Genomic DNA, 25582 nt, shown 5'->3' with positions numbered 1-25582 from the left:
GATACGCGCGAGGAGAGCCCTTCATGTCCATCCCCCAATCTGGCGGCGGCCCGATCACTGACCACAAGCAGCTGTCCCAATTCCTCGAAGATGGCTGTAAACCGCGCGAGACGTGGAAAATTGGCACCGAGCACGAGAAATTCGGCTATTGCCAGGACACGTTCAAACCGCTGTCCTACGAGGGCGATCGGTCAGTCCTGCACATGCTCGAAGGGTTGCGCGACAGGTTCGGCTGGACCGAGGTCCGCGAGGCGGGCAACCTCATTGGGTTGGAGCGCAACGGGGCCAATATCTCACTGGAACCCGGCGGCCAGTTTGAGCTTTCTGGCGCGCCACTCGACAACATCCACCAGACCTGCGACGAGGTGAACGAACACCTGCGCGAAGTGCATGAAATTGCCGATCTGATCGGCGCGCGGTTCATCGGTCTAGGCGCGGCACCAGAATGGACACACGAGCAAATGCCCGTGATGCCCAAGGGGCGCTACAAACTGATGACCGACTATATGGACACGGTCGGCACCCACGGCAAACAGATGATGTACCGAACCTGCACCGTGCAGGTAAACCTCGACTTCGCGTCTGAGGCCGACATGGTGCAGAAGTTCCGCGTTGGGCTGGCGCTGCAACCGATTGCCACCGCTCTTTTCGCCAATTCGCCTTTCTTTGAAGGTAAAGTGAACGGCCACAAATCCTGGCGCTCGCGCATCTGGCGCGACCTGGATGCTTCCCGCACCGGGATGCTGCCCTTTGTGTTTGAAGAGGGAATGGGGTTTGAGCGCTACGTGCAATATGCGTTGGATGTGCCGATGTATTTTGTCTATCGCGATGGGGAATACATCAATGCATTGGGCATGAGCTTCCGTGATTTCATGCAAGGCAAGCTTCCTGCCCTGCCGGGTGAAACCCCCACTCTGTCAGACTGGGCAGACCATCTGACGACGGCTTTCCCCGAAGTCCGGATCAAGCAATATATGGAAATGCGCGGTGCAGATGGTGGGCCATGGCGCCGCATCTGCGCCTTGCCCGCCTATTGGGTGGGTTTGATGTATTGCCAGGAAAGTCTGGATGCCGCTTGGGATCTGGCTAAGGGCTGGGACGCGGAAACACGTGAAGAGCTGCGTGTGGCCGCATCGGTCGACGGGCTGCAGGGCGAAGTTAATGGGGTGAAAATTCTGGATGTCGCCCGTGAAACCATTGAGATCTCCAAGCAAGGCCTGAAAAACCGCGCCCGACCGGGGATCGGCGGCATGGTGCCTGATGAGCGTCATTTCCTGAATGCACTGCAAGACAGCGTGGAAGAAGGCAAAACCCCGGCGGATGAGCTTTTGGAGCACTATCACGGTGACTGGAAAGGTGATCTGAAACGGATCTACGCGGAATACAGTTATTGATCGCCTGAGCGGCAATCACATCACACCAGAAAATGCATTCGACTGACGTCGCGCCGCGCTTCCTGCACATAGTGGGCAATGCGATCAAAATGCTTGTCCCAAGTACCGCAGCACCCGCCCCAGACATCAATGTGAGGATAGCGTCGCGCGAGATCTCCCATCATTTGTCCCAACTCTTCAGGATCACCTTCTTCGATATGGTCCAGACGACACAGGGACACCTTGTCCATTTTAGCGGCATTTGGACGAAGTGAGCGGATCCTGTTGGTCCAGTCACCGGGTTCCAACGCAGGTTCGAATTCAAGCGGGTGGGAGCAATTGATCCCATAGGAATCGGGGCGGGCATCGCCTGCCAGTTCATCCGTCGCCTCTATGGCCTCTTTCAGGCTCGGCCCGGATTTGAGCTTATGCGTGCTGTCGAGGGTAAAGGAGATATTGACCGGCAATCCAACACCGGCCGCTGCCCGGCTGACACCCACCGCTTCGGGGATATTGTTGAGGGTCGCCGCCCAGACCAGATCAACGCCACATTCCTTCAGAGTTTCCATCTGGGTTGCATGATACTCTTCCGCCTCTTCGGACGTGATGCTCTTGTTCAGGGAATAGGCATCCCCGCGCGGGCCGATACATCCGGCAATAGCAATGCGAGGCAGTTGGCTCTTGTAGGGTGTGGATACCTCGCGCAGAAAGTCGATACACTTATGCTGCATCTCGCGCAGCCCTTCCCGGGAATAGCCGAGTTTTTCACCCCAATCCGGGCTGGCACGATAGTCAAACCCGGCCATCAACGCAGCGCATTCATGTTTCGCGGCGACATCCAGATAACGCCGATACATGTCTTTCATATCCGAGACGGCATCCGGTTTATTCAGCAACTCAAACATCGCAAATTCTCGTAGCTGATGACCGTGACGGTACATAACCTCTGTTTCGGTCCCCCCTTCCGCAAGGTAGATGATCCCCTCTTCATGGGGGAAACTCGTTTGTTCAAAAGTCATGGGTTTCTCATTTTTTACGTTCCTAATCCAAACAGAATAGCACAGCTCCCCGTCACGCCCAAAAGGACGGCGAAACCCAATGCGGCTGATGACCTAATTGGGGCGGGCAGCACGGATGATCAGCCATGCTGTGAAAGAGTTCAGCTCAAGCGTCAGCCCCAATCATTCTGGTCCGGAATAAGCTTGCCGGGATTCATGATTCCCTTTGGGTCCATCGCAGCTTTCAGCTGATGCATGACTCTGAGCGCCACCGGATCTTTGCGCCGCCGCATGGATGGCAGTTTCGACAGGCCAATTCCATGTTCGGCAGAAAAGCTCCCCCCCATCGCCGTGGCCACATCCTCGACCGCTTCCATGATCGGGTCACAAAGTGAAGAACCGCTGGGATAGACCGTGAAGTGGATATTGCCATCGCCCAGATGCGCCACCGACAGCGCGTCAGCGTCGGGATCGATCCCTTCCAACCTTTCCGCCATTTGTGAGAAGAACGCCTCTATCTGATCCAGCGGCAAGGCAATGTCGTTATTCACCAAGGGACGACGCGAAAGCGTAACTTCGGCTGCAGCCTCGCGCCGGGCCCACATCTCGGCTCGTTGTGTCGCGTTTTGTGCGATCACAGCATCGATCACCCGCCCCTCTTCAAAGCATTCGGCCAGCAGCTCTTCCAAATAGGTTGTGATGGGCAAGCTCCCATCTTCGGTCGGGGTTGCATCCCGCGCGGCAAGTGCGCCGATTTCGATCAGCAGATTGACCTCGTGGCTTTCGGCAAAGGGCGGGCGGCTGTCTGGGTACAACTCCTCAAACCGAGCGAAATATGCGGCGGGCATGTATTCAAACGCCTCTACTGCTCCGCCCGTGCCGGTCTGCAAGTGGTTCAAAAGCCCAAGAGCCTCGGAAAGACCGGGTACCGACACCATCGCCGTAGCAAACGCCTTGGGCGTCGGCACAAGCTTCAAAACCGCCCCGGTGATCACACCCAATGTTCCCTCGGCCCCGATATACAGGTTCTTGAGGTCATAGCCGGAATTGTCCTTGCGCAGTTCGCTCATCAGGTTGAGCACGTCGCCGTTGGGCAGAACCACCTCAATCCCCAGACACAGGTCACGCATATTGCCATATCGCAGCACATTGGAACCACCCGCATTGGTCGACAGCATCCCGCCGATCATTGCGGAGCCTTTGGCGCCGAAGGTCATTGGAAAGGTCAAACCATGCCCTGATACCACCGCATGGAGCGTCTCAAGAATGACCCCCGCCTCGACACGAACCAGCAGCGCCTCTGACCGGATGTCGTGGATACGGTTCATCCGATCCAAAGACAAAACCAAGCTGCCGGAAAGGGCGCATCCACCACCTGTCACGCCCGTATTGCCCGACACAGGTACCACGGGAGTGCCTGTATCATGGGCTAGTCGCATCACCGCAGCCACGTCTTCGGTTGAACCGGGGCGCAGAACCGCCAGCGGATCCCCTGAATAGATATGGGTCCAATCGTGACACCAAGGCCCTCGCGCCTCCCCTTCGAGCACGTATTTTGACCCGATTGCGGCGCGAAGCTCTTCAATATGGGAAGTGGACATTCCTGTGACATTCCTGTCTGGAAATTACGGATTAGGTCAGGCGAGTTCGGGTTCCTTGGGATGAAGTCCTTTCAGGGCAAGACCGGCCCCCTCATGGGGTTCGACCATCGCCCCCTGTACTTCAAGCGCCTTGGTGTAGAGGGCAACATGGGCAGCGTCCCCAATTACCGCAACCCTCTGTCCCAGCCAATATGGACGCATCGACGCAAGCTCGGCCCCAATAAGTGCACCACTCAATTCGGCCTGTGCGGAGGTGCTGTCGATTTGCCCCAGTGTCATGGCGGCTTTCAAACTTGCGATTTTGGCCGCCAACCGTTGCGGGCGGGCCATCACATCTGACATCGCCTCTTCAAACCCCTCGCCAAGGCAAAGCTCTGCCCCCAGCAGGCGGGCCAGTTGACTGGTGGCTGCGGATTGAAAACTGACAATTTCTTCTGCACTTATCTGGGCCCAGATGGTTTGATCGCCGATCAGACAAGCCACGCCGTCAAATCCGGGATCTTGGGCAAGCAACCCAGCGAGGCGTGCAACATCATACCCGATCAACCCGGCCGGAGCGTCCTGCTTTACCGCCGGGAACACGTAAAGGCGCGGATCCACCTGGGGCACGTGACGCGGGGATGCCAGTTTACACGGCACGGTAACCGGATCACCAACCCGTACGCCGGTGGCAAGAATTTGCGTGTCAGGGCGCAGCCGAATGGTATGCTCAATTTCCGGCACCAGTGAAGCCAGCGTCACCCCGGCATTCAAGCCACGGCGAATCTCTTCCCCGCCGTCCGGCCACATGCGTAAAACGCGTCCTTTCACTTCAACAGCGATCCATTTCATTGTCATTCCCCCAGTTGCGGCCCCAAGATGCGGCAAGCCAGATAGCGCAATGTTTATAGCATAAAATCCGTGGCTTCACCCCCAGAACCCTCAAAATGACTGTCCGGGGGGGATTCCGCCCTTGAACACCGCTTTGGTTACTGGCAAAGCCAGCCTAGGCCCGAGGGGGTGCATGGCAAATTCTTGGGCTTTCCCATTTGACTTGTCACCAAATGCCCCCTATAGACCGGGCTTCGAAAGACACTTGCCCGAATCCTTCCGCGGGCTGCTTGATCTGAGCGATCAGAGCGCAGCGCTGCATCAGACGGAAAAGGGCCCAAACGGAGACGGGCGATGAAACGCACCTACCAACCCTCGAACCTGGTTCGCAAACGCCGTCACGGCTTCCGCTCGCGTATGGCCACCAAAGCTGGCCGCAAAATCCTGAACGCGCGTCGTGCGCGTGGCCGGAAGTCGCTGAGCGCGTAAGCGTCGGCCGCAGTTATGACTGCGCCGGACAGCAAAGATATGCAGACCGCCGAGGCGTCGCCGCCTGCGGCGGTTTTTGCGTGTGATGACATGAAACTTGCGATCCTGACCCAAAGACGAGATTTCCTGTCTGCTGCCCGTGCCCGCCGGGCGCCGCAGCCTGCATTTCTATTGCAAGCCCGACACAGGCGCGATGACGAAACCAGCGAAGCTGATATTCGCATCGGTTTCACCTGCTCAAAAAAGGTGGGAAATGCGGTCGCTCGCAATCGCGCCAAACGCCGCCTGCGTGCAATTGCCCGGGACATTTTACCCGCACACGGCAAAGCGGGCTGGGATTACGTGCTGATCGGTCGCAAGGAGGCCACGGCGACGCGGGACTATACTGATCTGACAAAAGATCTGATTCGTGCGCTGAAAGAAGTACACGCGCCGCGCAAACCTCGCCCGAAACCGAAAAACTAGAAAACTAGAAAACTAGAAAACTAGAAAACTAGAAAACTAGAAAACTAGAAAACTAGAAAACTAGAAAACTAGAAAACTAGAATCGAAACAGAAGACCACGTCAATGACCCCGCTTGCCCAAATTGCTGCCCTGCCCATCCGGGCCTATCGGCTGATCTTTTCGCCCTGGGTCGGGTTCAATTGCCGTTATCAACCAACCTGCTCGGCCTACGCCTTGGAGGCACTGGAAAAGCACGGGGCATTCAAGGGCAGTTGGTTGGCCGCAAAGCGCATTACGCGCTGCAACCCTTGGGGGTCTTGCGGTTATGACCCTGTTCCAAGTGGAGAAAACGATCACTCCAACTGTGACCACAATTGACGTATCATTTCCGCCACAGAATTGATATTCACCAATCTTTTTCTTGAACGCTTTGCCACTTGCGATAGAAAGCACACACCCGCAACGCAAGACAGAAGGAGGCGTTACATGACAAATATCAGCGTATACACCCTCCGAGTAGTTCTGCATTCTGCATTCTGCCCCGCGGGTCTTCCGGTCACTCAAGCTTGGTAGTGCGCCGCACTTCTGCCTGACGGCCCCGTCACCCCGGACATCATGACTCCCTGACACCGCTCGACGTGTCTTTTACGTCTGCCTCCGGATTTCTGACACTTCACCAACACAAGACCAATCTCTGCGTCACAGCCTTCGCTTGGGCCTGCCGATTGCACTCTTTGTTGCGTGATTTTCCAACCTCAAATCGCACAGCCCCTCCGGGGCCTCTGTGCTTCAACTAGGGAACCAGCCCAGAGCTGGTCACAAAACAATGATGGACAGTAATTTTCATCCAGAAACCATACGGCTTCAGGATCTGATCGACGAACTCGTCACCGAATATGGCGGCCTGCGCGTGGCACGAGTGCTGCTTGCAAACATGATTGCACGGCTGCGCCGACCTCGGGCGGACGCCCTTAGCAACCATCTGCGTCGCGACATCGGTTTGCCGCCGCATGACCCGCCCCCAGGGTTCCGAGACCTCATGATGTAAGCACAGGGGCCACAGCCCCAACTGTCTCGATCCCAACACACAACCGGCGCGGCCATCGCGGCGCTGGACCAATTGTTGCGCCCTCAGTTCTGCTGCCCCGCACATAATTCAGGCTTGAGCTAAAGGGCGGTTGAGGTCGCAATCTGCCATCGAATCACAATCATCAAGGAACACGACATGACATATTATTCGGACACACCACAGCGCGTCGGCAGCCCGGCGGCACAGGTCATTGCCGCGCTGATCAAGCGCCACGGCAGATGGCGAGTTCTGCGCGCGGCTTTGTTCGCCGGGCATCCGCTCCCAAGACGTACAAAACGTACCGCCCCACCGCAGTTGCCAGATCACTTGCGTCGTGATCTGGGGCTGCCAGAAAACGGATCCGGTAAATACCCACCACCTCTGAAGGATTTCATGTGGTGACGGCACCCTCTGACGCCCAGCGCGGCAGAGGGTACTCTTAGCACTTTGCGCCCAAGGGAAATGAAACTCCAAGCCTGCCTGAACATCTTGTCAGGCAGGCCGAAACCCCCTAAAGGCGGGGCCATGACTGACACGCTCGACGACATCCACCCGCTTTTTTCAGGCGCCCCCTCGACCACTGAGTTTAAAAAGCTGCGCAAGCGGATCATCCGCAATGTGCGCGAGGCGATTGACCAGTACGGCATGATCGAACGCGGCGCGAAATGGTTGGTCTGCCTGTCGGGTGGCAAAGACAGCTACACCATGCTGGCTGCCCTTTATGAACTGAAATGGCGCGGCGTGTTGCCGGTCGAACTGGTCGCCTGCAATCTCGATCAGGGTCAACCCGGTTTCCCGGCCACTGTCCTACCGGAATTTCTTGAAAAAATGCAGGTGCCAAACCGTATTGAATACGAAGACACTTATTCGATCGTGATGGACAAGATCCCGCAAGGGCGCACGTTCTGTTCACTCTGTTCACGACTAAGACGTGGAAACCTTTACCGAATTGCGCGCGAAGAGGGGTGTTCCGCTGTCGTTCTGGGCCACCACCGCGACGACATTCTCGAAACCTTTTTCATGAACCTCTTTCATGGTGGGCGTCTTGCGACCATGCCCCCAAAACTGGTGAATGAAGAAGGCGATCTGTTTGTCTATCGCCCCCTCGCCCATGTGGCAGAGGAAGACTGCGAGAAATTTGCCACCCAGATGAACTATCCGATCATCCCCTGTGATCTGTGTGGATCGCAGGACGGGCTGCAACGCCAGCAGGTGAAGGGTATCATCGACCAGTGGGAAAAGAACTTCCCCGGGCGGCGTCAGATCATGTTCAAGGCATTGATGAATACGCGCCCCAGCCATCTTCTCGATCCACAGCTCTTCGATTTTGTGGGGCTTTCGCGCGATCTTCCCGCAGATAGTGAAAAATAAAACGATATTTCCGATCTGCATTAACGATCGATTGACACCATGTTCCTAATTTGTCCGAACCGGGGCACTGTCGCGCCGGGGAATAAGGACGAAGACGCATGGCTGCCACCGGCACTTCACAATATATTGCTCGTATCAAAAACCTCATTCGCACCGCTGTTGTCGGCCCGCAGCTGGCCGCATTCTTGCCCGCGATAGCTTTGGGGGCCTATTGGTTTGGTGGCGAAGGGTTGCTGGTGATCTTTGCAGCCATTTTTCCAAGCCTTCTTTTGTTGGCTGGAATCTTGACGCAACAAGAACCTCAAACAAATATTGGCCCGGTCGATGCTGTGACGGAGCTGCCGCTACGCGATCGACTTGTTGCATCGTTGGAACAGGCACTTCGCCGCGACGATTCTCCCGACAAAGCCTGCATCGTGTTCGAAATTGATGATTTCGACAGAGCAATATCCAATATGGGTGCCCCTTTGGCAGACCAGTTGATGGTTGCATGCGCTGAGCGAATCAAATCCGTGTTGCGAAATACCGACCTTCTGGTTCATCTGGGAGGGGCACGTTTTGGTGTGAGCCTTGCGAAAACTCGCCGCACCGATCTGGAGGCGTTGATCCAACTTTCCGCACGTTTACAAGCCGCTTTCGAAGGTTCCATCTTTGTTGAGAATGCACATGTACATTGCACTGTGTCGGTTGGCTTCGCCCTTCCAACTCGAGTGCCTGACCCCACAGGTGAGGCAATTTTGAATGCCGCAGAAATGGCCCTGCAAGAAGCAAAATTCTCAGGCCCGGGATCTATTCGAGCTTATTCCAACACGCAACATCAGCGGGCCGCAAGTTCTGAACACTCCGCAAAGGAGATCTTGGGAGCCCTGAATGACGGGCAAATTGTACCCTGGTTCCAGCCCCAACTCTCAACCGACACTGGTGCCCTCTCAGGCTTCGAAGCTCTGGCTCGTTGGAACCATCCTGAGAAAGGCTTGATTGCGCCTGGCGCCTTTCTGCCCGCGCTTGCGCAGGCTGGGCTGTCAGAGCGGTTGGGCGAATTAATCCTGTATCATTCTCTCACTGCACTGAAGAACTGGGACAAACTGGGGTTAAATGTGCCCTCCGTCTCCGTTAATTTCTCGGACGATGAGCTGCGCAATCCCCGTTTGTTCGAAAAAGTTGAATGGGAACTTGATCGCTTCGAGCTTGATCCAAAGCGTCTTACCGTAGAGATCCTCGAAACTGTGGTTGCCCGCTCTGATGACGATGTGACCTCTCGCAGCATTGCTGCTTTTTCCGCCCTGGGCTGCGGTGTTGATCTAGATGATTTCGGCACCGGTCACGCCTCGATATCAAGCATTCGGCGCTTCGACATAAACCGGATTAAAATCGACCGCTCATTTGTAACACATGTCGATACAGACCGAGATCAACAAAGCATGATTGCGGCTATTTTGACGATGGCAGAGCGGCTCGGAATGGAAGCAATCGCCGAAGGCGTAGAAACGCACGGAGAACACGCAATGCTTGCTCAACTCGGCTGTAAACACGTTCAAGGTTACTCAATCGCCAAACCCATGCCCTTCGATGCAACAGTAGGATGGCTACAAACATTGGAAGAAAAAGTGGCCGCCAGCTCAATTTTACCCAAACGAGCCTGAGCTTTCATAGGTAAAATCAGGGAAAACTGCTTGACCTTTTGCCTCAGGCCCGCTTGAACCACTCTGACCAATTCCTCAAGAGCGGTGGGCCTGATGGACGACCAGAATAAGAACCTGATCCTGGCAACAGTACTGAGTTTTATCGTGATCACCGGATGGCTGATCATGTTTCCTCCAGCGGAACCTGTATCTCCTCCGGAACTACAGGAAACTGCGGACACGCTCACACCACCAGCAGGTTCTGCAGAAAGTGCTGTCGCGGCGGCTCCCACGACTTCCACTCAGGACCTATCCGGGCAGCAAGCCGAGGCGGGACGCATTGAGATCGACACTCCAAAGGTCGAAGGATCAATTTCACTTCTTGGTGGTCGCTTTGATGATTTGCGCCTGAAATCCTATCACACCGAATTGTCCAAAGAGAGCCCGATTGTCACCCTGCTCAAACCCACCACCGAAGCTGGTGCCTATTATGCCCTCTACGGATGGACCCCAGGTGGACAAACCAAAATCGACGAAGTTCCGGGCCCCTCCACCGTCTGGCACATTGAAAACGGTGCATCCCTCACCCCAACCACTCCGGTGACATTGCGTTGGGAAAACGGCAATGGCCTGGTGTTCCGCCGCATATTGTCGGTGGATGAAAACTACATGTTCACCGTGCGTCAGTCGGTTGAGAACACCGGTGAAACTGCACACCGCATGGCCCCCTATGGCGTCTTGGCCCGCCATGGTGAACCCGCAGATCAAAAAGGTTTTTTCATTCTGCATGAAGGCATCGTCCGTCAGACCGATACCGAATTGTCCGAGGTTGACTATGGGGATGTGGCCGATCTTGATGTTGATCCGCGTGAAGGCGCTCGGGCAGAAATCATGGATGTCAGTGAAAATGGCTGGATTGGGTTTACCGATCACTACTGGATGACCACCATGATCCCGGCACCCGGGCAACCCTTTACATCTGCTGTTCGTTACGCTGAGAAATCCGATATTTATCAAACCCAGGTTCGGCTGCCCGTTATGGACGTTGCACCGGGGGCCACGGTTGAAACCGAAACGCGGCTGTTTGCCGGGGCCAAGGAATGGGAAACCATCCGGAACTACCAGAATAATGAAGGCATTCACAAGTTCCTCGACTCGATCGACTGGGGCTGGTTTTTCTTCCTGACAAAACCGATCTTCGCGCTTCTTCATTGGCTCAATGGCGTGATCGGCAATATGGGCTGGGCCATCATTGGCCTGACACTGGTAATCAAAGCCGTACTCTTCCCGCTGGCCTATAAATCCTATGTCTCGATGGCGAAGATGAAGGAATTGCAGCCCGAGATGGAGAAGGTCAAAGAGCGCGCTGGCGATGATCGCCAGAAGGTCCAGCAAGAAATGATGGAGCTTTATAAGCGCGAGAAGGTCAACCCGGCCTCGGGTTGCTTGCCGATCCTGTTGCAAATTCCGATCTTCTTCTCGCTCTACAAAGTGATTTTCGTCACGCTTGAGCTGCGTCACGCTCCCTGGATGGGCTGGATCCGCGACCTGTCGGCTCCTGATCCCAGTTCGATCCTCAACCTGTTTGGCCTGTTGCCCTTTGCAGCCCCGGGACAGGAAAGCCTTCTGGCCATTATCTCGCTTGGCATCCTGCCAATCATCCTTGGTATTTCTATGTGGCTGCAACAGAAGCTGAACCCGGCGCCCACCGATCCGACCCAAGCGATGATTTTTGCCTGGATGCCTTGGGTGTTCATGTTCATGCTGGGCGGTTTTGCGTCGGGTCTGGTGCTTTACTGGATTGCAAACAACACGATCACCTTCACGCAGCAATATCTGATCATGCGCAGCCATGGGCATAGACCGGATGTGCTGGGCAATGTGTTGAAAAGCTTTAGACGGCGCTCGAAGGATGCCGGGTAATGGGGCAAATTGCCCAAATCTGGCGCCATCCGATTAAATCTCATGGGCGTGAGGCATTGGCCAAGGTTGATCTGACCGCTGGCCAGTGCCTTCCTTATGACCGCCACTGGGCGGTGGCTCATGAGGCGGCGAAGCTGCCTTCGGATGGTGGTTGGGCACCCTGCAACCATTTCTCACGTGGATCCAAAGCCCCGTTGCTGCAGGCCTTATCAGCCAAATTTGATCAGGCGACAAATACCGTAACACTGACCCACCCGAACCAGCCGGGCATCACCCTCAATCCCGACCTTGAGCAAGACCAAGATCGCTTTATCTCGTGGGTCACCCCACTTTGCCCACGAGATCGTGCGTTACCAAACCGGATTGTAGCCGCTGGCCGCGGAATGACGGATACCGATTTCCCTTCGATTTCGCTGATCAATCTCGCCTCTCATGCCGAGGTTGAAACACGATTGGGACAAGAGATTTCGCCGCTGCGCTGGCGTGGAAATATCCTGTTGGCGAACTTGCCTGCATGGGAAGAGCGCGGCTGGATTGGCAAACGCATTCGTCTTGGCGAAGCTGTGCTGGAGGTGCGCGAACAGATCGTGCGTTGCCTCGCCACCACCGCAAGCACCCGTACGGGTGAGCGGGATGCCGACACCTTAAAGGCCCTGCAAGAGGGCTGGGGTCACAAGGAAATGGGCGTCTACGCCGTGGTTGTGGAACCCGGTCAAATTGTCGTCGACGACAAGATTGAGGTGCTGTGATGAGCCAATTGCCTTTCCCGATGGCTGAAGAGCCAGATGACGCGTCGCGCGAAAGAGGGCGCAAGCTTTTTGCCGGTCAGACCGACTTTCTGAAAGGCGTTGTGGCCATGTCGGGCCTGCCAGATGCGGATCGATTGGAGGTCTGCTTTGCTGGTCGCTCTAACGTCGGAAAATCAAGCCTTATCAACGCCCTGACCGGTCGCGTCAAACTGGCGCGTGCCTCTAACACGCCGGGCCGCACCCAGGAAATCAACTTTTTCACCACCACCGACGGGCCTTATCTGGTCGACCTTCCCGGCTATGGATTTGCCAATGCACCGGTGGCTGTCGTTGAAAAATGGCAGCGCCTGCTCAAGTCCTACCTGTCGGGTCGTGCCAACCTGCGCCGTGCCTTTGTGCTGATTGATTCACGCCACGGAGTGAAGAAGGTTGATGATGAAATCATGGCCCTTCTCGACAAATCTGCCGTGACTTTTCAAGTGGTTATGACCAAGGCGGACAAGGTGAAAGAAAATGACCGCGCCAAGGTTCTGGAGCAAGTGCGTAAAGCACTGTCAAAACACCCGGCAGCTTATCCCGAGATGATCCTGACCTCGTCTGAGAAGGGTGACGGCATTGCCACATTGCGGGCGATCATCGCGGGCCTCGATTGATCATCGAGACACCCCACGAAGGTTCGAAACTTTAAACTCTCTAATGGTCCGAAACCGAAAACTTTAAAGTTTTCACCTGCGAAAACGCGAAAGTTTAAAGTCTTTAAAGATTCGCGTCAGACGTGCTGCGCCCCGTTCACCTCAATCTCGGTCCCTGAGATATACGAGCTTTCGTCGGAGCAGAGGAAATAGATCGCGGCGGCAACTTCTTCGGGTTGGCCAAGCCGCTGCATTGGCAGTTTCTCGACAATCTTCTCGGTGCCCGGCGACAGGATGGCGGTTTCTACTTCCCCCGGCGCAATCGCATTGACGCGCACCCCAAGCGGGCCAAAGTCATGGGCCATCTCACGGGTTAACGCGGCGAGCGCCGCCTTTGAGGTTGCGTACGCGGCCCCTGCAAATGGATGCACACGCGACCCGGCAATCGAAGTCACATTGACCACCGCGCCTTTGGCCGCCGCCAGTTCATCCTTGAGCCCGCGCGCCAGCACCACCGAGGCAAAGAAGTTCACATGGAAGACTTTGCCCCAATCCATCAGATCGGTGTTGAGCGTGTTCAGGCGTGACCCTCCCGGACCTTTTGGAGAGATGCCCGCATTGTTCACAAGCGCATCCAACCGCCCATCGAGTTTCTCTTGAATAAGCTTCACCGCGTTGATCGTGCCCGCCGGGTCCGAGAGATCCAAAACCACATGGTTTTCCTGACCGCCCCCCCAGGGGCATTCCTCGGGGAAAGGCTGGCGTGAACAGGTGATCACACGCCAGCCTTCACGGTTGAACCGGCGCACGGTGGCGTGGCCGATTCCACGGCTGGCCCCGGTTAGAAGCAGGGTCTTGCGATCGTCAGACATGGGGACCTCTCGGCAGAGTTCAAATCACGCGCCCACCCTATCAGCACGCCAAACGGGCGCAATGCCCCTTGGCAGGCCCCGTCGCAGGCTCTAACAGGGAAGGGAACGAGGACAAGAAAAGATGAAGACCCAGAAAATGAACCGCGATTGGATCGCCACCGCCCGGACCCTGTCACAAGCCCTGCCCTATCTGCAACGTTATGCAGGGGCCACGGTTGTCATCAAATTTGGTGGCAACGCCATGGGCAGTGACGAGGATATGGCAAGCTTTGCCCGTGATATTGTCTTGATGCGTCACGTGGGCGTAAACCCGGTGGTGGTGCATGGCGGCGGGCCGATGATCAATGCGATGCTCGACAAGCTGGAGATCAAGAGCGACTGGGTGAATGGCAAACGTGTCACCGACAAGGCCACCGTGGAAGTGGTCGAAATGGTCCTGTCGGGCCGGGTGAACAAGCGGATCGTTCAAGCGATCAATGCCGAGGGCGGCAAGGCCGTGGGCCTGTCGGGCAAGGATGCTGGCCTTGTGACCTGTGATCAGACCAATCCGGATCTGGGTTTTGTCGGAACGCCTTCTGAGGTGGATCCGACCATCCTGCAAGACCTTGCAGCCTCCGAAACCATCCCGGTGATCGCGCCGCTTGGCGCGGGTCGCAATGGCGAGACGTTCAACATCAATGGCGACACGATGGCCGGGGCCATTGCCGCGGCCCTGAAGGCCGACCGCCTGCTTCTGCTGACCGATATCGAAGGAGTAAAGGGCGCAGATGGCGAGGTATTGACCGAGCTCTCAGCAGATCATATCCGCGAGTTGATTGCCGAAGGTGTGATTGCGGGCGGCATGATTCCCAAGACCGAAACCGCGCTGGCGGCGGTAGAGGGCGGCGTACGCGCCGTGGTTATTCTGGATGGCCGGGCCCCTAACGCCTGCCTGTTGGAGCTTTACACCGATCACGGTGCGGGCTCGATGATCCGCGCCTGATCTCACCATGTTGGGCAGAGAGGAGCGCTGCCCCTCGGCCTGACGGCCTCACCCCGGGATATTTCCGGCAAGAGGAAGCCGCATGTTCCAAAGCAATCTGTCGCATCATTGTGACTTGTTTTGCGCAACGCTCCGCGTAGGCTGGCGTCATGGAAAACGAAGCGCTTATCCGTCTGATAGCCTTTCTCGGCTTGTTGGTGTTGTTCACTGTCATGGAAACACTGGTGCCCCGTCGCAAAAGGGTGCTCTCGCGCAAGCTGCGTTGGACCACTAATTTCTCGATCGTAGTGATAGATACGCTGACTGCGCGGTTGATGGCAGTGGGTCTGCCTCTATTGGCTGTGGGGGCGGCACTGGATGCGGCGGCACAGGGTTGGGGGCTGTTGAACCTGCTTTCCCTGCCCGGCTGGTTCTCGGTTCTGCTGGCTGTGCTGATCCTCGATCTGGCGATCTGGTTTCAGCATATGGTGTTTCACAAGGTGCCCTGGCTTTGGCGGCTGCATCGCGTGCATCACGCAGACCGGGATTTTGACGTGTCCACAGCGCTCAGGTTTCACCCGATCGAAATCGCCGCCTCGATGCTGATCAAGATCGGAATAGTCTATTTGATCGGCGCGCCAGCCTGGGGTGTGGTGCTGTTTGAAGTGATCCTGAACGGATCCGCCATGTTCAACCACGCCAATATGCGCCTGCCATTGGCTGTGGACCGGGTATTGCGGAGGGTGGTGGTGACGCCCGACATGCATCGAGTACACCACTCGGTGCATCGCCATGAAACCGACAGCAATTACGGGTTCTTCCTGTCGATCTGGGATCGGATCTTCGGCACCTATACCGACCAGCCGCAGGACGGCCATGACGAGATGGTGATCGGGCTTCAGTGGCAGGATGAACGGCCGGGTCGTCTGGGATGGAGCCTGATGCTCCCGTTTCGCGACAAATGACCTTGGAAGAGCTGACACAGGCGGCCCGTGCAGCACAGCTGGATGTGTTTGGTCATGTTGTTGACGGCGACAACACCGTGCTTCTTCTGGGACCACATGAACCCGGTTTCTGGTCCGAATTCAGCACGTCACCCGAATATCTGGACGGCCAGCCAGATCCGCTGGATCGCTGGTCGAAACGCGTGGTCATGGGACTCGCAATGGCGTGGGGCGGTCAGGCGCTGTTTCCGTCTGACGGGCCCCCTTACCCGCCCTTCTTTCACTGGGCGCAGAACAGTGGCCGGGCATGGCAATCACCAGTTACATTGCTGGTCCATGATCGCGCGGGTCTTTGGGTGAGCTATCGTGGTGCGATACGTCTGCCCTTTGAACTGCACGCACTCGCGCCCGCACCCGCGCCATGTGGCAGTTGCCATGCACCCTGCAAAACCGCCTGCCCGGTCAATGCCTTAACCGATCAGGGCTATGATCTGGATCGCTGCCATGCCCATCTTGATACGCAAGACGGGCAGGACTGTATGACGCTGGGGTGTAAGGTGCGCGCAGTTTGCCCACTGTCACAATCCTATGGCAGACTGGCCAAACAATCCCATTTTCATATGAAAGCGTTTCACCCACATGACCCTCACTCTGATCCTGACACGTCACGCAAAATCGAGCTGGAATGAGCCGGGACTTGATGACCATGAGCGCCCGCTGAACAAACGTGGCATCGCATCCGCCAGGGCGATCGGCCGCTGGCTGGCCGATAACGATCATACCCCCGGAGAAGTGCTTTGCTCAGATGCCGCACGCACCCGTGAAACCTGGGCCAATATCGCGGATAAGCTGATCGGCGCCCCCGAAGCACATTATACGCGCGACCTGTACCTGTCTGACCCGGACACCATGCTGGATGCCCTGAAGAGGGCCCGCGCTGATGTTGTGATGATGATCGCCCACAACCCCGGCTCGGCCTATCTTGCGCGCCGCCTGGTGGCCGATCCACATCCCCATCCCAAATTTCACCACTATCCGACAGCCGCCACCTCAATCATTCAATTCGATGCGGAGAACTGGGCGGATGTAAGCTGGCACAGCGGGAGTGTTACCGATTTCGTGGTGCCGAGAGAGTTGATCTGAGGCGAGTTTACCCCGGTTTGAGGAGACCCGAAATGAAGCAGTATTCCGGTGGATGCCTGTGCGGGAAAATCCGGTTCACTGCGTCAGGGGATCCTGACCGTGTCGGGATCTGCCATTGTCTTGATTGCCGCAAACATCACGGGGCGCTGTTCTTTGCCGCCGCCATCTATCCTCAAGGTGCTGTGACCATCAAAGGCGAAACCGCATCATATCAGGGGCGCCATTTCTGCCCAACCTGCGGATCTTCGGTTTTTGCGCAAAGTGAAGAAGAGATTGAGATCCATCTTGGGGCGTTGGACGCCCCGGACCAGTTTCAACCTGATTATGAGCTTTGGACCGAGCGACGTGAAAACTGGCTGCCTGAGTTTCCCAAGACCATTCAATATCCGCAAAACAGACATTTCGATGATCCCCAAGACCAACAAGACAAATAAGACAAATAAGACAGAAGGGGCGCTGCCCCTCGGCCTGCGGCCTCACCCCGAGGTATTTTTGGGCAAGAAAAAAGATGTTCTGAAACATTCCCAATTCCCGGCCCCCCCGCTGTCTTCCCCTGAGCGGTTATAGAGGCATCTCCGAACGGCGCTCAGGAGCGTCAGGTTCTGGATGAACCGCGTTTCACTTTTTTCTTGCTCCAAATACCTCCGCCGGAGGCATGAAATCCACCGAGCGAAGCGAGGCTACGCCGACCCGCAAGGAAGGTGTCGAAGGCACATAACGGCGGGCGGAACATTTCTTTATCCCCTCCCAACCCGCAATAAAAAACGCCCCGTGTTTTCGACACAGGGCGTTTCATTTGTTTGAGCTGCGGAGATCAGAGGATCTGGCTGAGGAACAGTTTGGTGCGTTCCGATTGCGGGTTGTTGAAGAACTCTTCCGGTTCGTTCTGTTCCACAATCTGCCCGGCGTCCATAAAGATCACGCGGTTTGCGACCTCTTTGGCGAAGCCCATTTCGTGGGTCACGCAGAGCATGGTCATGCCTTCTTCTGCGAGCGACACCATGGTTTCCAGCACTTCCTTGATCATCTCAGGGTCAAGCGCCGAAGTGGGTTCGTCAAACAGCATGATGCGCGGCATCATGCACAGCGAGCGGGCGATGGCCACACGCTGTTGCTGACCACCCGACAACATGCCCGGATACTTATGGGCCTGCTCGGGGATCTTCACCTTCTCAAGGAAGTGCATTGCGCGCTCTTCGGCTTCTTTCTTAGGCGTTTTACGCACCCAGATCGGGGCCAGCGTGCAGTTTTCCAGAATGGTCAGATGCGGGAAGAGGTTGAAGTGCTGGAACACCATCCCCACTTCTGAGCGCACTTTATCGACGTTTTTGAGATCCGAGGTGAGCTCGGTCCCGTCCACGATGATCTGCCCTTCCTGGTGTTCTTCCAGGCGGTTGATGCAGCGGATCAGGGTGGATTTACCTGACCCCGACGGTCCTGCGATAACAATCCGCTCGCCTTGGTTGACGGTCAGATTGATGTCGCGCAGCACGTGGAACGCGCCATACCACTTGTTCATGCCATTGATTTCAATGGCAACTTCTTCCGACACCTGCATTTTTGAACGGTCGGCGTGATGGTCGAGAGTAATTGAAGACATACTCTACTCCTTTAACGATGGTCCGTGCGCAGACGACGTTCGAGATACATCGAATAACGCGACATGGAGAAACAGAAGACGAAGAACAGGAGGGCGATGAAGCCGTAGAGCTCCCATATCAGTCCTATCCAGTTCGCATCTGCACGGATCGAGTTCGACAGACCCAGCGGGTCGAGAAGGCCGATGATCGACACCAGCGTCGTGTCTTTGAACACGCCGATGAAGGTCGACACGATGCCCGGGATCGAGATCTTGAGGGCCTGTGGCATGATGATCAGCCGTTGTGCCTTCCAGTAATCAAGTCCAAGCGCATCCGCAGCTTCATACTGACCGCGCGGCAAGGCCGCGAGACCACCCCGGATCACCTCGGCCATATAGGCAGAAGCAAACAGCGTGACCATGATCAGCACCCGCAGGATGATGTCGAAATTGGTCCCCGGCGGCAAGAAGATGTTCAGAAGCGTCGAGGCCACAAAGAGAAGCGTAATCAGTGGCACGCCGCGAATGAACTCGATAAAGCCCACACAGAGGGTCTTGACGATGAACAGATCCGACTGACGGCCCAGCGCCAGCACGATACCGATCGGCAGCGAGCAACCAATGGCAACTACGCCGATTGTGAGTGACAGCATGAAGCCGCCAAAGTCACGGCTGGCCACTTGCACCAGATCCAGTGGAATAATCCCACCAATGGCATTTCCAAATGGCACGGCCATGAACAGCCACCAGACCAACGCGACGATGACTGACAGGATCAATCCGGACAGGCTGCCCAATACCGCCGCCAGATAGCGATAGGCATAGAAAGCCAGCACGAATCCCAAAGCCGCTGCGATTGGCAACCACAGGCTGCCGCCCCACAAAAGCCAAGGTGTCAGGAACGGGAAGATCGCGGTGAAGATCAGCGGATTGGGCAGGCGTTTTGCCCCTTCTGCAATCTCAGCCGCCCGCGCGTCCTTGTCGGTCGACAGAGCCTTGTAGGCAATGGCAGCACCCAGAGCGAGCAGGGCCAGGCCTGCGATGCTTCCGGCAAGTCCACCAAGATACAGGGCTGTCACGCCCAGCACCACACACAGCATCACCCAGTTCATCCGACGCGAGATCATGCTGAACAGCACGGGCGTCACGGCGACAAACAACAGAGCAAAGGCCAGCATCGGACGCCAGTATTCTTCCGGTGGATAGAAACCGAACAGAAGCTGGACCCAACGTTCACGGATCACGCCCCAACAGGCAACGTGGCCACCGCCAGACAGTTCACGGCAATTGTTTACCGAAGTGCCGGACCATGTGGGGGATAGTGCCCAGCTGAGGAAGGCAGAGAGGAGCCACACCACCAACACTAGCGACACGATGGACAGAATCGAGTTGAGAACCGAACTGAAAAGGTTGGCCCGCATCCATCCAATCACGCCCACAGATGAGGCGGGTGGTGCACGTTCGGGCAACATTTCAGAGCGGACATAAGACATATCGGACATATCAGCGCTCCTTCAGCTTTACGGATTCATTGTACCAGTTCATCACCGCCGAAATCGTCAGCGAGATGGCCAGGTAAACCAGCATCAGCAAGAGAACCGTCTCAAGCTCGCGGCCTGTCTGGTTCATGGTGATGCCACCCAATGTGCCCGTAATGTCCATGTATCCGACCGCAATCGCCAGCGACGAGTTCTTGGTCAGGTTCAGGTAGTTTGAGATCAATGGCGGAATGATCACCCGCAGGGCTTGCGGCAAAACCACCAGGTTCATGGTCCGGTTTGGACGCAGACCCAACGCACCGGCGGCTTCGGTCTGGCCCTTGGAGATGGCCAAGATGCCCGCCCGTACGATCTCGGCGATAAAGGCAGCCGTGTACAGCGACAGCGCCAGCCAGAGGGCAATCAAGGAGTTCCGCATATAAATGCCGCCCTTGAAGTTAAAGCCCTTCAGTTCGGGATAGCCGAGGTGGAAACCCAGAGCGACCATAACGATGAGGGTCGGCACAAAGATCACGCCAAGGCTCCAGTACCAGGTGGTCGGACGATCACCGGTTTGCTCTTGAATGCGATCCGCGCGGCGTTTGATCTTGATCGAGGCAAAAATTCCACCGAAGAACAAAACAGCCAGCAGGATCAGATCGAGGCTCACGTCGAAACGCAGGCTGGATTCACCGAAGAAATGGAGGTTGCCCAGCGTGTTCGAAAACAGCGGCTCCGGGATATAGGTGCCGCGGTTGGTGAAGGCTACACTGTCGAAAAGCTTCATCGTCGCTTCGGGGGTTTCGCCCCGGAAGGCCTTTGGCGCAGGCAGGGTTTCGATCAGGATCGCCATCGTGAACACGATCCAGAGCAGGACCGGCACATTGCGGAATGCTTCCACGTAAACAGCGGAAAGACGCGATACAATCCAGTTGGGTGACAGGCGAAGGACGCCAATGATTACACCCAGGATGGTGGCGGTGACACAGCCCAGCGCAGCCACAAGCAGCGTGTTCAACAGCCCCATCAGGGCAGCGCGCATGTGGGTGTCGCGGTTGGTATATTCCAGCAGACGCTGGTTGATGTCATAGCCAGCCGGTTCGCTTAGAAACCGGAAGCTGGGTTCCTTGCCCAGATCGGCAAGGTTGTTGGCGGTGTTTGAGAACAGCCAACCCAGAAGGGTCAGGAAGCCGATCAACGCGATGATTTGGATCGTCATCGACCGATAGCGGCTATCATATAGAAGCATCGACAGGCGGAAGGACGCCTGATGCGGATCAGTTGTGGTGGTCATTTGGGATATCCCCGTTGCCTCTGGCGATTTTCTTGAATGACACGTCTTTGTGCGTGCAGGACCAGAGTGCAGTCGCTTTAAAGGGAAAAAGGGCGCGGTTTCCCACGCCCTTTCTCAACTAATCTTAACGGAACGGCGGCGAGTAGATCAGGCCACCATCACGCCACTGGGCGTTCAGGCCACGGGCCAGACCGATCGGGGTGTCTTCACCAATATTGGTGGCGAACACTTCACCGTAGTTACCAACCGACGCAATTGCGCGGCGGGCCCAGTCAGCATCCAGGCCGAGCATTTCGCCCAGGCTGCCTTCGGTGCCCAGCAGGCGGTTGATTTCAGGGTTATCGCCTGCAGCAGCCGACAGTTCAGCAACATTGGTCGACGTCACACCAAACTCTTCTGCAGTGACCAGAGCGTTGAGCGTCCAGCGCACCACGTCACCCCATTCGTTGTCGCCGTGACGGACCAGCGGGCCCAGCGGCTCTTTCGAGATGATTTCAGGCATGATGATCGCCGAAGACGGATCTTCGAAGGTCGAACGAGCAGCAGCAAGGCCAGATGCGTCAGTGGTGTACGAATCACAGGCACCAGCGTTGAATTGCTGCAGAGCTTCAGCTTGGGTTTCGATCGGAACCGGCTCATAGCTCATGTTGTTGGTGCGGAAAAAGTCCGCCAGGTTCAGTTCGGTGGTCGTCCCGGTCTGGATGCAGACGGTCGCGCCGTCCAGCTCTTTGGCCGAGCTTACGCCCAGATCCTTGTTTACCAAGAAACCTTGACCATCATAGTAGTTCACACCAACGAAGGTGAACTTCAGGTCAACGTCACGTGAAAGGGTCCAGGTGGTGTTCCGGGCCAGCATGTCAACTTCACCCGAGGCCAGAGCCGTAAAGCGGGTTTTACCGGTGGTCGGCACAAATTCAACAGCGTCCGAATCGCCCAGTACAGCAGCAGCAACAGCGCGGCAGACAGCAACGTCAAAGCCTTCCCAACGACCGTTTGCATCTGGCGCTGCAAAGCCCGGTACGCCGGTTGCTACGCCACAGTTCAGCTTGCCGCGAGCCTTGACATCGTCAAGAGTTGCAGCCGCCGAAGCGCCAGCAGCGAGCCCGGCCACGGTCAGTGCGCCAAGAAATACGGTTTTCTTCATATTTACCTCTTCCTGATTTTCACCCTTTTGGGTGATTTATTTACGGTCCTAGGACCGTTGGTAAGTTTGCGAAAGGGCTCTCCCCCCTCTCAGCGTGGAGGGAGTTTGGGCGAATTCATCAGAATTCGTCAAGGGTTACATCTAAAATATCGATAGTTGACCTAAAGGAAAGCGGTAGAATCTGTCATACGCTAACCCAACGGTTGAAGGACAATCGCACAAGGCGACGGATTTATCCGGCGCAATGTCGGAAAAACTCGCTCGCCTCAACAAAAGCGACGCGCTTTAGCGTCGCCTGTTCGGTTGCCTCGTCATCCTCACCCCATTGCTCTTCCTGCCATTTCTCGTCGATCCGCGACAAATCCCAGGCCTGATCGGCGCTCAAATGGCCCTTTGCAACGGCCAAACCAAGCACCAGGGACCCCGAAATTCCTACCAAATCATGAAAAGCGGCAAGTTCAAACGGCGTCAGCGCGTGAACTTCAGCGGTCAGGCGGGCAAGTGTCGCCGAATCTTGCGCCTCATGAATCACCCCGGAGACCGGTTTCAGGCGCGCCTCAAAGGTCTCGGCTGCCCAGTCGAGCACCGGGTCCCAGTTTGCCGCCTGACGGTCGATCAGCTCCTCCGGTTGGGTGGCGCGATAGCAAAGCAGGTCACTGTCGCCATAGGCGGCCAACATGTCCGCCACCGCCTCGAACTGCGTCGACACCTTGTCGATGGCAGAGTTGGCCATGCGGGTGACCGGCATTGTGTTGGGATTGATCTCGTTCTCCTGTGCGTCCCATTCTGCTGCGATCGCCTCGGCCAAAGCGCGGGTTGGCACCGCAAAGGCGGTCTTTGCAGGTGTCTTCACCGCGCGCCCGTCCAGAGTGATGGTAAACCCGCCCCCAAGATCAGCCGCAACCTCGGCCACTTCGGTCTGTTTCCAAAATCGTTTCGCAGCCCATCCGCTCATGTCGTTCCCCAAATCCGTTCCAGCGCCGGCACCAGCGCGTCATATGTCTCGACCAGCAGGTCCGCCCCCGCCGAGATCAGCTTGTCGGTGTCGTGATAGCCCCAGGTCACACCAATCGTGCGAAAGCCCGCGGCCACACCCATTTCGATGTCAAAGCTGGTATCGCCAATCATCACCGCCTGATGCGCCTCGGCCCCGGTCTCGGCCAGCGCCGTTTGCAGCATCGAGGGGTGCGGTTTTGACGGGTGATTGTCCGCCGTCTGACTGGTCAGAAAGAAATGCCCGATGTCATGGGCGTGATACGCATGATCCAGTCCGCGCTTCGCCTTGCCTGTGGCAACGCCAAGCAGGACCTCATCACGGGCGTGCAGCTCCTCAAGCGCCTTGCGCGCGCCGGGATACATCGGCGCTGCGGCCTCCCCACCCTTTTCGGCGCGAAGCTTGATGAACATGTCCTTGTACCCCTCTGCGGCGCGGGCAACCTCATGTTCGGCCATATCCGGCACCAAAGTGGCAATCGCGTCATGCAGCGACAGCCCGACAATCGACAGGATCTCTTTGCGGGTGGGCAGTGTCACGCCCATCTCGGCAAACGCCCGCGACATCGCTTCGACGATGAAATCCTGACTGTCGATCAGCGTGCCATCGACATCAAAAACCACCAGTTTCAGATCAGACATGATCGCTCCTTACAGCGCCTCAAACGGATCATCCGCCGCCAGATCCGGGGTCCAACCGAGCGTGTCAAACGTCTGCGCCATATGCTCGGGCAGATCCGCTGTCACAGTGATCGGTTTTTTCGTGATCGGATGCTGGAAGGTCATCGACCGCGCGTGCAGGTGCAATTTCTTCGAAATCACACCGCCCATCATCGCCCCCCAGCCATCGCCGAGGTTTTCCTGACCCGAGCCACCATATTTGCCGTCGCCAATGATCGGATGACCGATTTCAGCCATATGCGCGCGCAGCTGGTGGGTACGTCCGGTGATCGGTTCCATCGCAATCCAAGCGGCACGAGAGGCAACGCGGAACAGCGTAGCATAAAGCGTGTGGGCGCGTTTAGCACCGGGGGTCGATGACATGTCACGCGGATGTACCGCGTGCATCTTTTCACCCTGCCCGGATCCGCCGCCACCTGCTTTCACCAGACCAAAGCGGATTTCGCCCAGATAAGGCACAGGGACACCGGCGACGACGGCCCAGTAGATCTTGCGGGTTTCCTTGTGCCGGATCGCTGCGGTCAGGCCCGAGGCCGCCGCCTGCGTGCGCGCCAGAAGCAACACGCCCGAGGTGTCCTTGTCGAGCCGATGCACGAGGCGCGGTTTTTCGTCCAGCCCGAATTTCAGAGCTTCTGCCAGCCCATCCACATGGCGTTTTTGCTTGCTGCCCCCCTGCGTCGGCAATCCCGGCGGTTTGTTGATCGCAATGATATGCTCGTCGCGATAAATCACGCAGGATTGGATCAGCTTGGCGTCCGCATCACTGACCTTCGGCTTGGGTTTCGGCGCGGCATATTGCGCCGCATCATCTGGCAGAGGCAGCGGCGGAATGCGCACTTCCATGCCCGGCCCAATACGGGTCGAGGGTTTGGCCTTGGCGCCATCCACCCGGAACTCGCCCTTACGACAGCCCTTTTCGATCCGGCCCTGCCCCACATGAGGGAAAATCCGCTTCACCCAACGATCCAACCGCTGTTCGGCTTCACCCGGACCGATTGTGATTTTCTGCACACCACTCATGCCAGCACCATACGGGTGGCAAAGACCCCCGCCACAATCGCCGCCAGCGACAGGCCCACGGACGCCAGCACATAGCCCAGTGCCAGCCCATGCTCGCCGCGCTCATAAAGCGTCAGTGTATCCAGCGAAAAAGCCGAGAAGGTGGTGAACCCACCAAGGATCCCGGTCATCAGGAGCGGCGCCATATGCTGCCCGCCTTTCTTGGTAATCGCAACGATCAGAACGCCCATCAGGAACGACCCCAACACGTTCACGATCATGGTGCCCGAAGGAAAGCCATGCCCCATCATACGGGTCGCACCCACATTGGTCAGATAGCGCATGGACGCGCCGATTGCCCCGCCAAGGGCCACTTGCAGAAGATGTGTCATCATGGATGCCTGACTGCGCC

28 protein-coding genes are annotated in these 25582 nt (G+C 56.8%); 16 read left to right on the top strand and 12 right to left on the bottom strand.

Annotated elements, in window-relative coordinates; translation table 11 throughout:
* Nucleotides 1-23: 23 nt before the first annotated feature.
* Nucleotides 24-1394, top strand: coding sequence for a glutamate--cysteine ligase (locus tag O2N63_RS04355; protein ID WP_271053012.1), 1371 nt, complete (start codon nt 24-26; stop codon nt 1392-1394).
* Nucleotides 1395-1414: 20 nt separating this feature from the next.
* Here O2N63_RS04355 and O2N63_RS04350 read toward each other — a convergent pair whose 3' ends face one another.
* From O2N63_RS04350 to O2N63_RS04340, 3 genes are all read right to left on the bottom strand, one after another.
* Nucleotides 1415-2392, bottom strand: a complete 978-nt coding sequence (locus O2N63_RS04350) for a homocysteine S-methyltransferase family protein (protein ID WP_271053011.1) — start codon at nt 2390-2392, stop codon at nt 1415-1417.
* Nucleotides 2393-2544: 152 nt separating this feature from the next.
* A complete protein-coding gene (locus tag O2N63_RS04345) occupies nt 2545-3972 on the bottom strand; it encodes an FAD-binding oxidoreductase (RefSeq protein ID WP_271053010.1) in 1428 nt (475 codons plus the stop codon).
* Nucleotides 3973-4008: 36 nt separating this feature from the next.
* Nucleotides 4009-4803 (bottom strand): 2-dehydro-3-deoxygalactonokinase, encoded by a 795-nt coding sequence (locus O2N63_RS04340; RefSeq protein WP_271053009.1) that lies wholly within the window; start codon nt 4801-4803, stop codon nt 4009-4011.
* A 333-nt stretch (nt 4804-5136) separates the two neighbouring features.
* Here O2N63_RS04340 and rpmH point away from each other — a divergent pair, with 333 nt between their 5' ends.
* The 10 genes from rpmH (at nt 5137) to yihA (ending at nt 13103) form a co-directional block, all read left to right on the top strand.
* Nucleotides 5137-5271, top strand: a complete 135-nt coding sequence (gene rpmH / locus O2N63_RS04335; protein WP_048599009.1) for a 50S ribosomal protein L34 — start codon at nt 5137-5139, stop codon at nt 5269-5271.
* A 15-nt stretch (nt 5272-5286) separates the two neighbouring features.
* Nucleotides 5287-5736 carry a ribonuclease P protein component gene (rnpA, locus tag O2N63_RS04330; protein ID WP_271053008.1) on the top strand — a complete coding sequence of 150 codons (450 nt, stop codon included), beginning with the start codon at nt 5287-5289 and terminating at the stop codon, nt 5734-5736.
* 103 nt (nt 5737-5839) lie between these two features.
* A complete protein-coding gene (yidD, locus tag O2N63_RS04325) occupies nt 5840-6094 on the top strand; it encodes a membrane protein insertion efficiency factor YidD (protein WP_271053007.1) in 255 nt (84 codons plus the stop codon).
* A 451-nt stretch (nt 6095-6545) separates the two neighbouring features.
* A complete protein-coding gene (locus tag O2N63_RS04320; protein ID WP_271053006.1) occupies nt 6546-6764 on the top strand; it encodes a hypothetical protein in 219 nt (72 codons plus the stop codon).
* A gap of 177 nt (nt 6765-6941) precedes the next feature.
* Entirely contained in the window at nt 6942-7187 is a 246-nt protein-coding gene (locus O2N63_RS04315) for a hypothetical protein (protein WP_271053005.1), read from the top strand.
* Nucleotides 7188-7310: 123 nt separating this feature from the next.
* Nucleotides 7311-8156, top strand: coding sequence for a tRNA 2-thiocytidine(32) synthetase TtcA (gene ttcA / locus O2N63_RS04310; protein WP_271053004.1), 846 nt, complete (start codon nt 7311-7313; stop codon nt 8154-8156).
* Nucleotides 8157-8254: 98 nt separating this feature from the next.
* Nucleotides 8255-9799, top strand: a complete 1545-nt coding sequence (locus O2N63_RS04305; protein WP_271053003.1) for a putative bifunctional diguanylate cyclase/phosphodiesterase — start codon at nt 8255-8257, stop codon at nt 9797-9799.
* Nucleotides 9800-9892: 93 nt separating this feature from the next.
* Entirely contained in the window at nt 9893-11701 is a 1809-nt protein-coding gene (gene yidC / locus O2N63_RS04300; RefSeq protein WP_271053002.1) for a membrane protein insertase YidC, read from the top strand.
* Nucleotides 11701-12450 carry an MOSC domain-containing protein gene (locus O2N63_RS04295; protein WP_271053001.1) on the top strand — a complete coding sequence of 250 codons (750 nt, stop codon included), beginning with the start codon at nt 11701-11703 and terminating at the stop codon, nt 12448-12450. The genes yidC and O2N63_RS04295 overlap by 1 nt, the downstream gene beginning before the upstream one ends.
* On the top strand, nt 12450-13103 hold the full coding sequence (gene yihA, locus O2N63_RS04290) for a ribosome biogenesis GTP-binding protein YihA/YsxC (RefSeq protein WP_271052999.1): 654 nt from the start codon (nt 12450-12452) through the stop codon (nt 13101-13103). The genes O2N63_RS04295 and yihA overlap by 1 nt, the downstream gene beginning before the upstream one ends.
* A 116-nt stretch (nt 13104-13219) precedes the next feature.
* On the opposite strand, the gene O2N63_RS04285 is transcribed toward yihA, so the two are convergent.
* Nucleotides 13220-13954 (bottom strand): SDR family NAD(P)-dependent oxidoreductase, encoded by a 735-nt coding sequence (locus O2N63_RS04285; RefSeq protein ID WP_271052998.1) that lies wholly within the window; start codon nt 13952-13954, stop codon nt 13220-13222.
* A gap of 121 nt (nt 13955-14075) precedes the next feature.
* On the opposite strand from O2N63_RS04285, the gene argB reads away from it, so the two are divergent.
* From argB to O2N63_RS04260, 5 genes are all read left to right on the top strand, one after another.
* Complete coding sequence (gene argB, locus O2N63_RS04280; RefSeq protein WP_271052997.1) at nt 14076-14936, top strand: acetylglutamate kinase; 861 nt, start codon at nt 14076-14078, stop codon at nt 14934-14936.
* A gap of 149 nt (nt 14937-15085) precedes the next feature.
* A complete protein-coding gene (locus O2N63_RS04275; RefSeq protein WP_271052996.1) occupies nt 15086-15880 on the top strand; it encodes a sterol desaturase family protein in 795 nt (264 codons plus the stop codon).
* Nucleotides 15877-16548, top strand: a complete 672-nt coding sequence (locus O2N63_RS04270) for a ferredoxin (RefSeq protein ID WP_271052995.1) — start codon at nt 15877-15879, stop codon at nt 16546-16548. Before O2N63_RS04275 ends, O2N63_RS04270 begins: the two co-directional genes overlap by 4 nt.
* Complete coding sequence (locus O2N63_RS04265; protein WP_271052994.1) at nt 16499-17002, top strand: SixA phosphatase family protein; 504 nt, start codon at nt 16499-16501, stop codon at nt 17000-17002. Before O2N63_RS04270 ends, O2N63_RS04265 begins: the two co-directional genes overlap by 50 nt.
* A 32-nt stretch (nt 17003-17034) precedes the next feature.
* Nucleotides 17035-17436 carry a GFA family protein gene (locus O2N63_RS04260; RefSeq protein ID WP_271052993.1) on the top strand — a complete coding sequence of 134 codons (402 nt, stop codon included), beginning with the start codon at nt 17035-17037 and terminating at the stop codon, nt 17434-17436.
* A gap of 380 nt (nt 17437-17816) precedes the next feature.
* On the opposite strand, the gene O2N63_RS04255 is transcribed toward O2N63_RS04260, so the two are convergent.
* From O2N63_RS04255 to crcB, 8 genes are all read right to left on the bottom strand, one after another.
* Complete coding sequence (locus tag O2N63_RS04255; protein WP_271052992.1) at nt 17817-18602, bottom strand: amino acid ABC transporter ATP-binding protein; 786 nt, start codon at nt 18600-18602, stop codon at nt 17817-17819.
* A gap of 11 nt (nt 18603-18613) precedes the next feature.
* Entirely contained in the window at nt 18614-20002 is a 1389-nt protein-coding gene (locus tag O2N63_RS04250) for an amino acid ABC transporter permease (protein ID WP_408629788.1), read from the bottom strand.
* An 82-nt stretch (nt 20003-20084) separates the two neighbouring features.
* Nucleotides 20085-21353 carry an amino acid ABC transporter permease gene (locus tag O2N63_RS04245; RefSeq protein WP_271052990.1) on the bottom strand — a complete coding sequence of 423 codons (1269 nt, stop codon included), beginning with the start codon at nt 21351-21353 and terminating at the stop codon, nt 20085-20087.
* Nucleotides 21354-21477: 124 nt separating this feature from the next.
* Nucleotides 21478-22497: an amino acid ABC transporter substrate-binding protein gene (locus tag O2N63_RS04240; protein WP_271052988.1), complete on the bottom strand. Its 1020-nt coding sequence runs from the start codon at nt 22495-22497 to the stop codon at nt 21478-21480.
* A 232-nt stretch (nt 22498-22729) separates the two neighbouring features.
* Nucleotides 22730-23452, bottom strand: coding sequence for an ATP12 family chaperone protein (locus tag O2N63_RS04235; RefSeq protein WP_271052987.1), 723 nt, complete (start codon nt 23450-23452; stop codon nt 22730-22732).
* Nucleotides 23449-24132, bottom strand: a complete 684-nt coding sequence (locus tag O2N63_RS04230) for an HAD-IA family hydrolase (protein WP_271052986.1) — start codon at nt 24130-24132, stop codon at nt 23449-23451. The genes O2N63_RS04235 and O2N63_RS04230 overlap by 4 nt, the downstream gene beginning before the upstream one ends.
* 9 nt (nt 24133-24141) lie before the next feature.
* Nucleotides 24142-25191 carry an RluA family pseudouridine synthase gene (locus O2N63_RS04225; protein ID WP_271052985.1) on the bottom strand — a complete coding sequence of 350 codons (1050 nt, stop codon included), beginning with the start codon at nt 25189-25191 and terminating at the stop codon, nt 24142-24144.
* Nucleotides 25188-25565 carry a fluoride efflux transporter CrcB gene (gene crcB / locus O2N63_RS04220; protein ID WP_271052984.1) on the bottom strand — a complete coding sequence of 126 codons (378 nt, stop codon included), beginning with the start codon at nt 25563-25565 and terminating at the stop codon, nt 25188-25190. The genes O2N63_RS04225 and crcB overlap by 4 nt, the downstream gene beginning before the upstream one ends.
* Nucleotides 25566-25582 lie beyond the last annotated feature (17 nt).

The organism is Aliiroseovarius salicola (assembly GCF_027891095.1).
Classification (GTDB): domain Bacteria; phylum Pseudomonadota; class Alphaproteobacteria; order Rhodobacterales; family Rhodobacteraceae; genus Aliiroseovarius; species Aliiroseovarius salicola.
This window is presented reverse-complemented; position numbering and strand designations above follow the sequence as displayed.

Excerpts from the sequence above, each read along its gene's own strand:
- O2N63_RS04355 (WP_271053012.1), top strand. The coding sequence starts at position 24 with ATGTCCATCCCCCAATCTGGCGGCGGCCCGATCACTGACCACAAGCAG.
- O2N63_RS04350 (WP_271053011.1), bottom strand. The coding sequence starts at position 2,392 with ATGACTTTTGAACAAACGAGTTTCCCCCATGAAGAGGGGATCATCTAC.
- O2N63_RS04345 (WP_271053010.1), bottom strand. The coding sequence starts at position 3,972 with ATGTCCACTTCCCATATTGAAGAGCTTCGCGCCGCAATCGGGTCAAAA.
- O2N63_RS04340 (WP_271053009.1), bottom strand. The coding sequence starts at position 4,803 with ATGAAATGGATCGCTGTTGAAGTGAAAGGACGCGTTTTACGCATGTGG.
- rpmH (WP_048599009.1), top strand. The coding sequence starts at position 5,137 with ATGAAACGCACCTACCAACCCTCGAACCTGGTTCGCAAACGCCGTCAC.
- rnpA (WP_271053008.1), top strand. The coding sequence starts at position 5,287 with ATGACTGCGCCGGACAGCAAAGATATGCAGACCGCCGAGGCGTCGCCG.
- yidD (WP_271053007.1), top strand. The coding sequence starts at position 5,840 with ATGACCCCGCTTGCCCAAATTGCTGCCCTGCCCATCCGGGCCTATCGG.
- O2N63_RS04320 (WP_271053006.1), top strand. The coding sequence starts at position 6,546 with ATGGACAGTAATTTTCATCCAGAAACCATACGGCTTCAGGATCTGATC.
- O2N63_RS04315 (WP_271053005.1), top strand. The coding sequence starts at position 6,942 with ATGACATATTATTCGGACACACCACAGCGCGTCGGCAGCCCGGCGGCA.
- ttcA (WP_271053004.1), top strand. The coding sequence starts at position 7,311 with ATGACTGACACGCTCGACGACATCCACCCGCTTTTTTCAGGCGCCCCC.
- O2N63_RS04305 (WP_271053003.1), top strand. The coding sequence starts at position 8,255 with ATGGCTGCCACCGGCACTTCACAATATATTGCTCGTATCAAAAACCTC.
- yidC (WP_271053002.1), top strand. The coding sequence starts at position 9,893 with ATGGACGACCAGAATAAGAACCTGATCCTGGCAACAGTACTGAGTTTT.
- O2N63_RS04295 (WP_271053001.1), top strand. The coding sequence starts at position 11,701 with ATGGGGCAAATTGCCCAAATCTGGCGCCATCCGATTAAATCTCATGGG.
- yihA (WP_271052999.1), top strand. The coding sequence starts at position 12,450 with ATGAGCCAATTGCCTTTCCCGATGGCTGAAGAGCCAGATGACGCGTCG.
- O2N63_RS04285 (WP_271052998.1), bottom strand. The coding sequence starts at position 13,954 with ATGTCTGACGATCGCAAGACCCTGCTTCTAACCGGGGCCAGCCGTGGA.
- argB (WP_271052997.1), top strand. The coding sequence starts at position 14,076 with ATGAAGACCCAGAAAATGAACCGCGATTGGATCGCCACCGCCCGGACC.
- O2N63_RS04275 (WP_271052996.1), top strand. The coding sequence starts at position 15,086 with ATGGAAAACGAAGCGCTTATCCGTCTGATAGCCTTTCTCGGCTTGTTG.
- O2N63_RS04270 (WP_271052995.1), top strand. The coding sequence starts at position 15,877 with ATGACCTTGGAAGAGCTGACACAGGCGGCCCGTGCAGCACAGCTGGAT.
- O2N63_RS04265 (WP_271052994.1), top strand. The coding sequence starts at position 16,499 with ATGACCCTCACTCTGATCCTGACACGTCACGCAAAATCGAGCTGGAAT.
- O2N63_RS04260 (WP_271052993.1), top strand. The coding sequence starts at position 17,035 with ATGAAGCAGTATTCCGGTGGATGCCTGTGCGGGAAAATCCGGTTCACT.
- O2N63_RS04255 (WP_271052992.1), bottom strand. The coding sequence starts at position 18,602 with ATGTCTTCAATTACTCTCGACCATCACGCCGACCGTTCAAAAATGCAG.
- O2N63_RS04250 (WP_408629788.1), bottom strand. The coding sequence starts at position 20,002 with ATGCGGGCCAACCTTTTCAGTTCGGTTCTCAACTCGATTCTGTCCATC.
- O2N63_RS04245 (WP_271052990.1), bottom strand. The coding sequence starts at position 21,353 with ATGACCACCACAACTGATCCGCATCAGGCGTCCTTCCGCCTGTCGATG.
- O2N63_RS04240 (WP_271052988.1), bottom strand. The coding sequence starts at position 22,497 with ATGAAGAAAACCGTATTTCTTGGCGCACTGACCGTGGCCGGGCTCGCT.
- O2N63_RS04235 (WP_271052987.1), bottom strand. The coding sequence starts at position 23,452 with ATGAGCGGATGGGCTGCGAAACGATTTTGGAAACAGACCGAAGTGGCC.
- O2N63_RS04230 (WP_271052986.1), bottom strand. The coding sequence starts at position 24,132 with ATGTCTGATCTGAAACTGGTGGTTTTTGATGTCGATGGCACGCTGATC.
- O2N63_RS04225 (WP_271052985.1), bottom strand. The coding sequence starts at position 25,191 with ATGAGTGGTGTGCAGAAAATCACAATCGGTCCGGGTGAAGCCGAACAG.
- crcB (WP_271052984.1), bottom strand. The coding sequence starts at position 25,565 with ATGATGACACATCTTCTGCAAGTGGCCCTTGGCGGGGCAATCGGCGCG.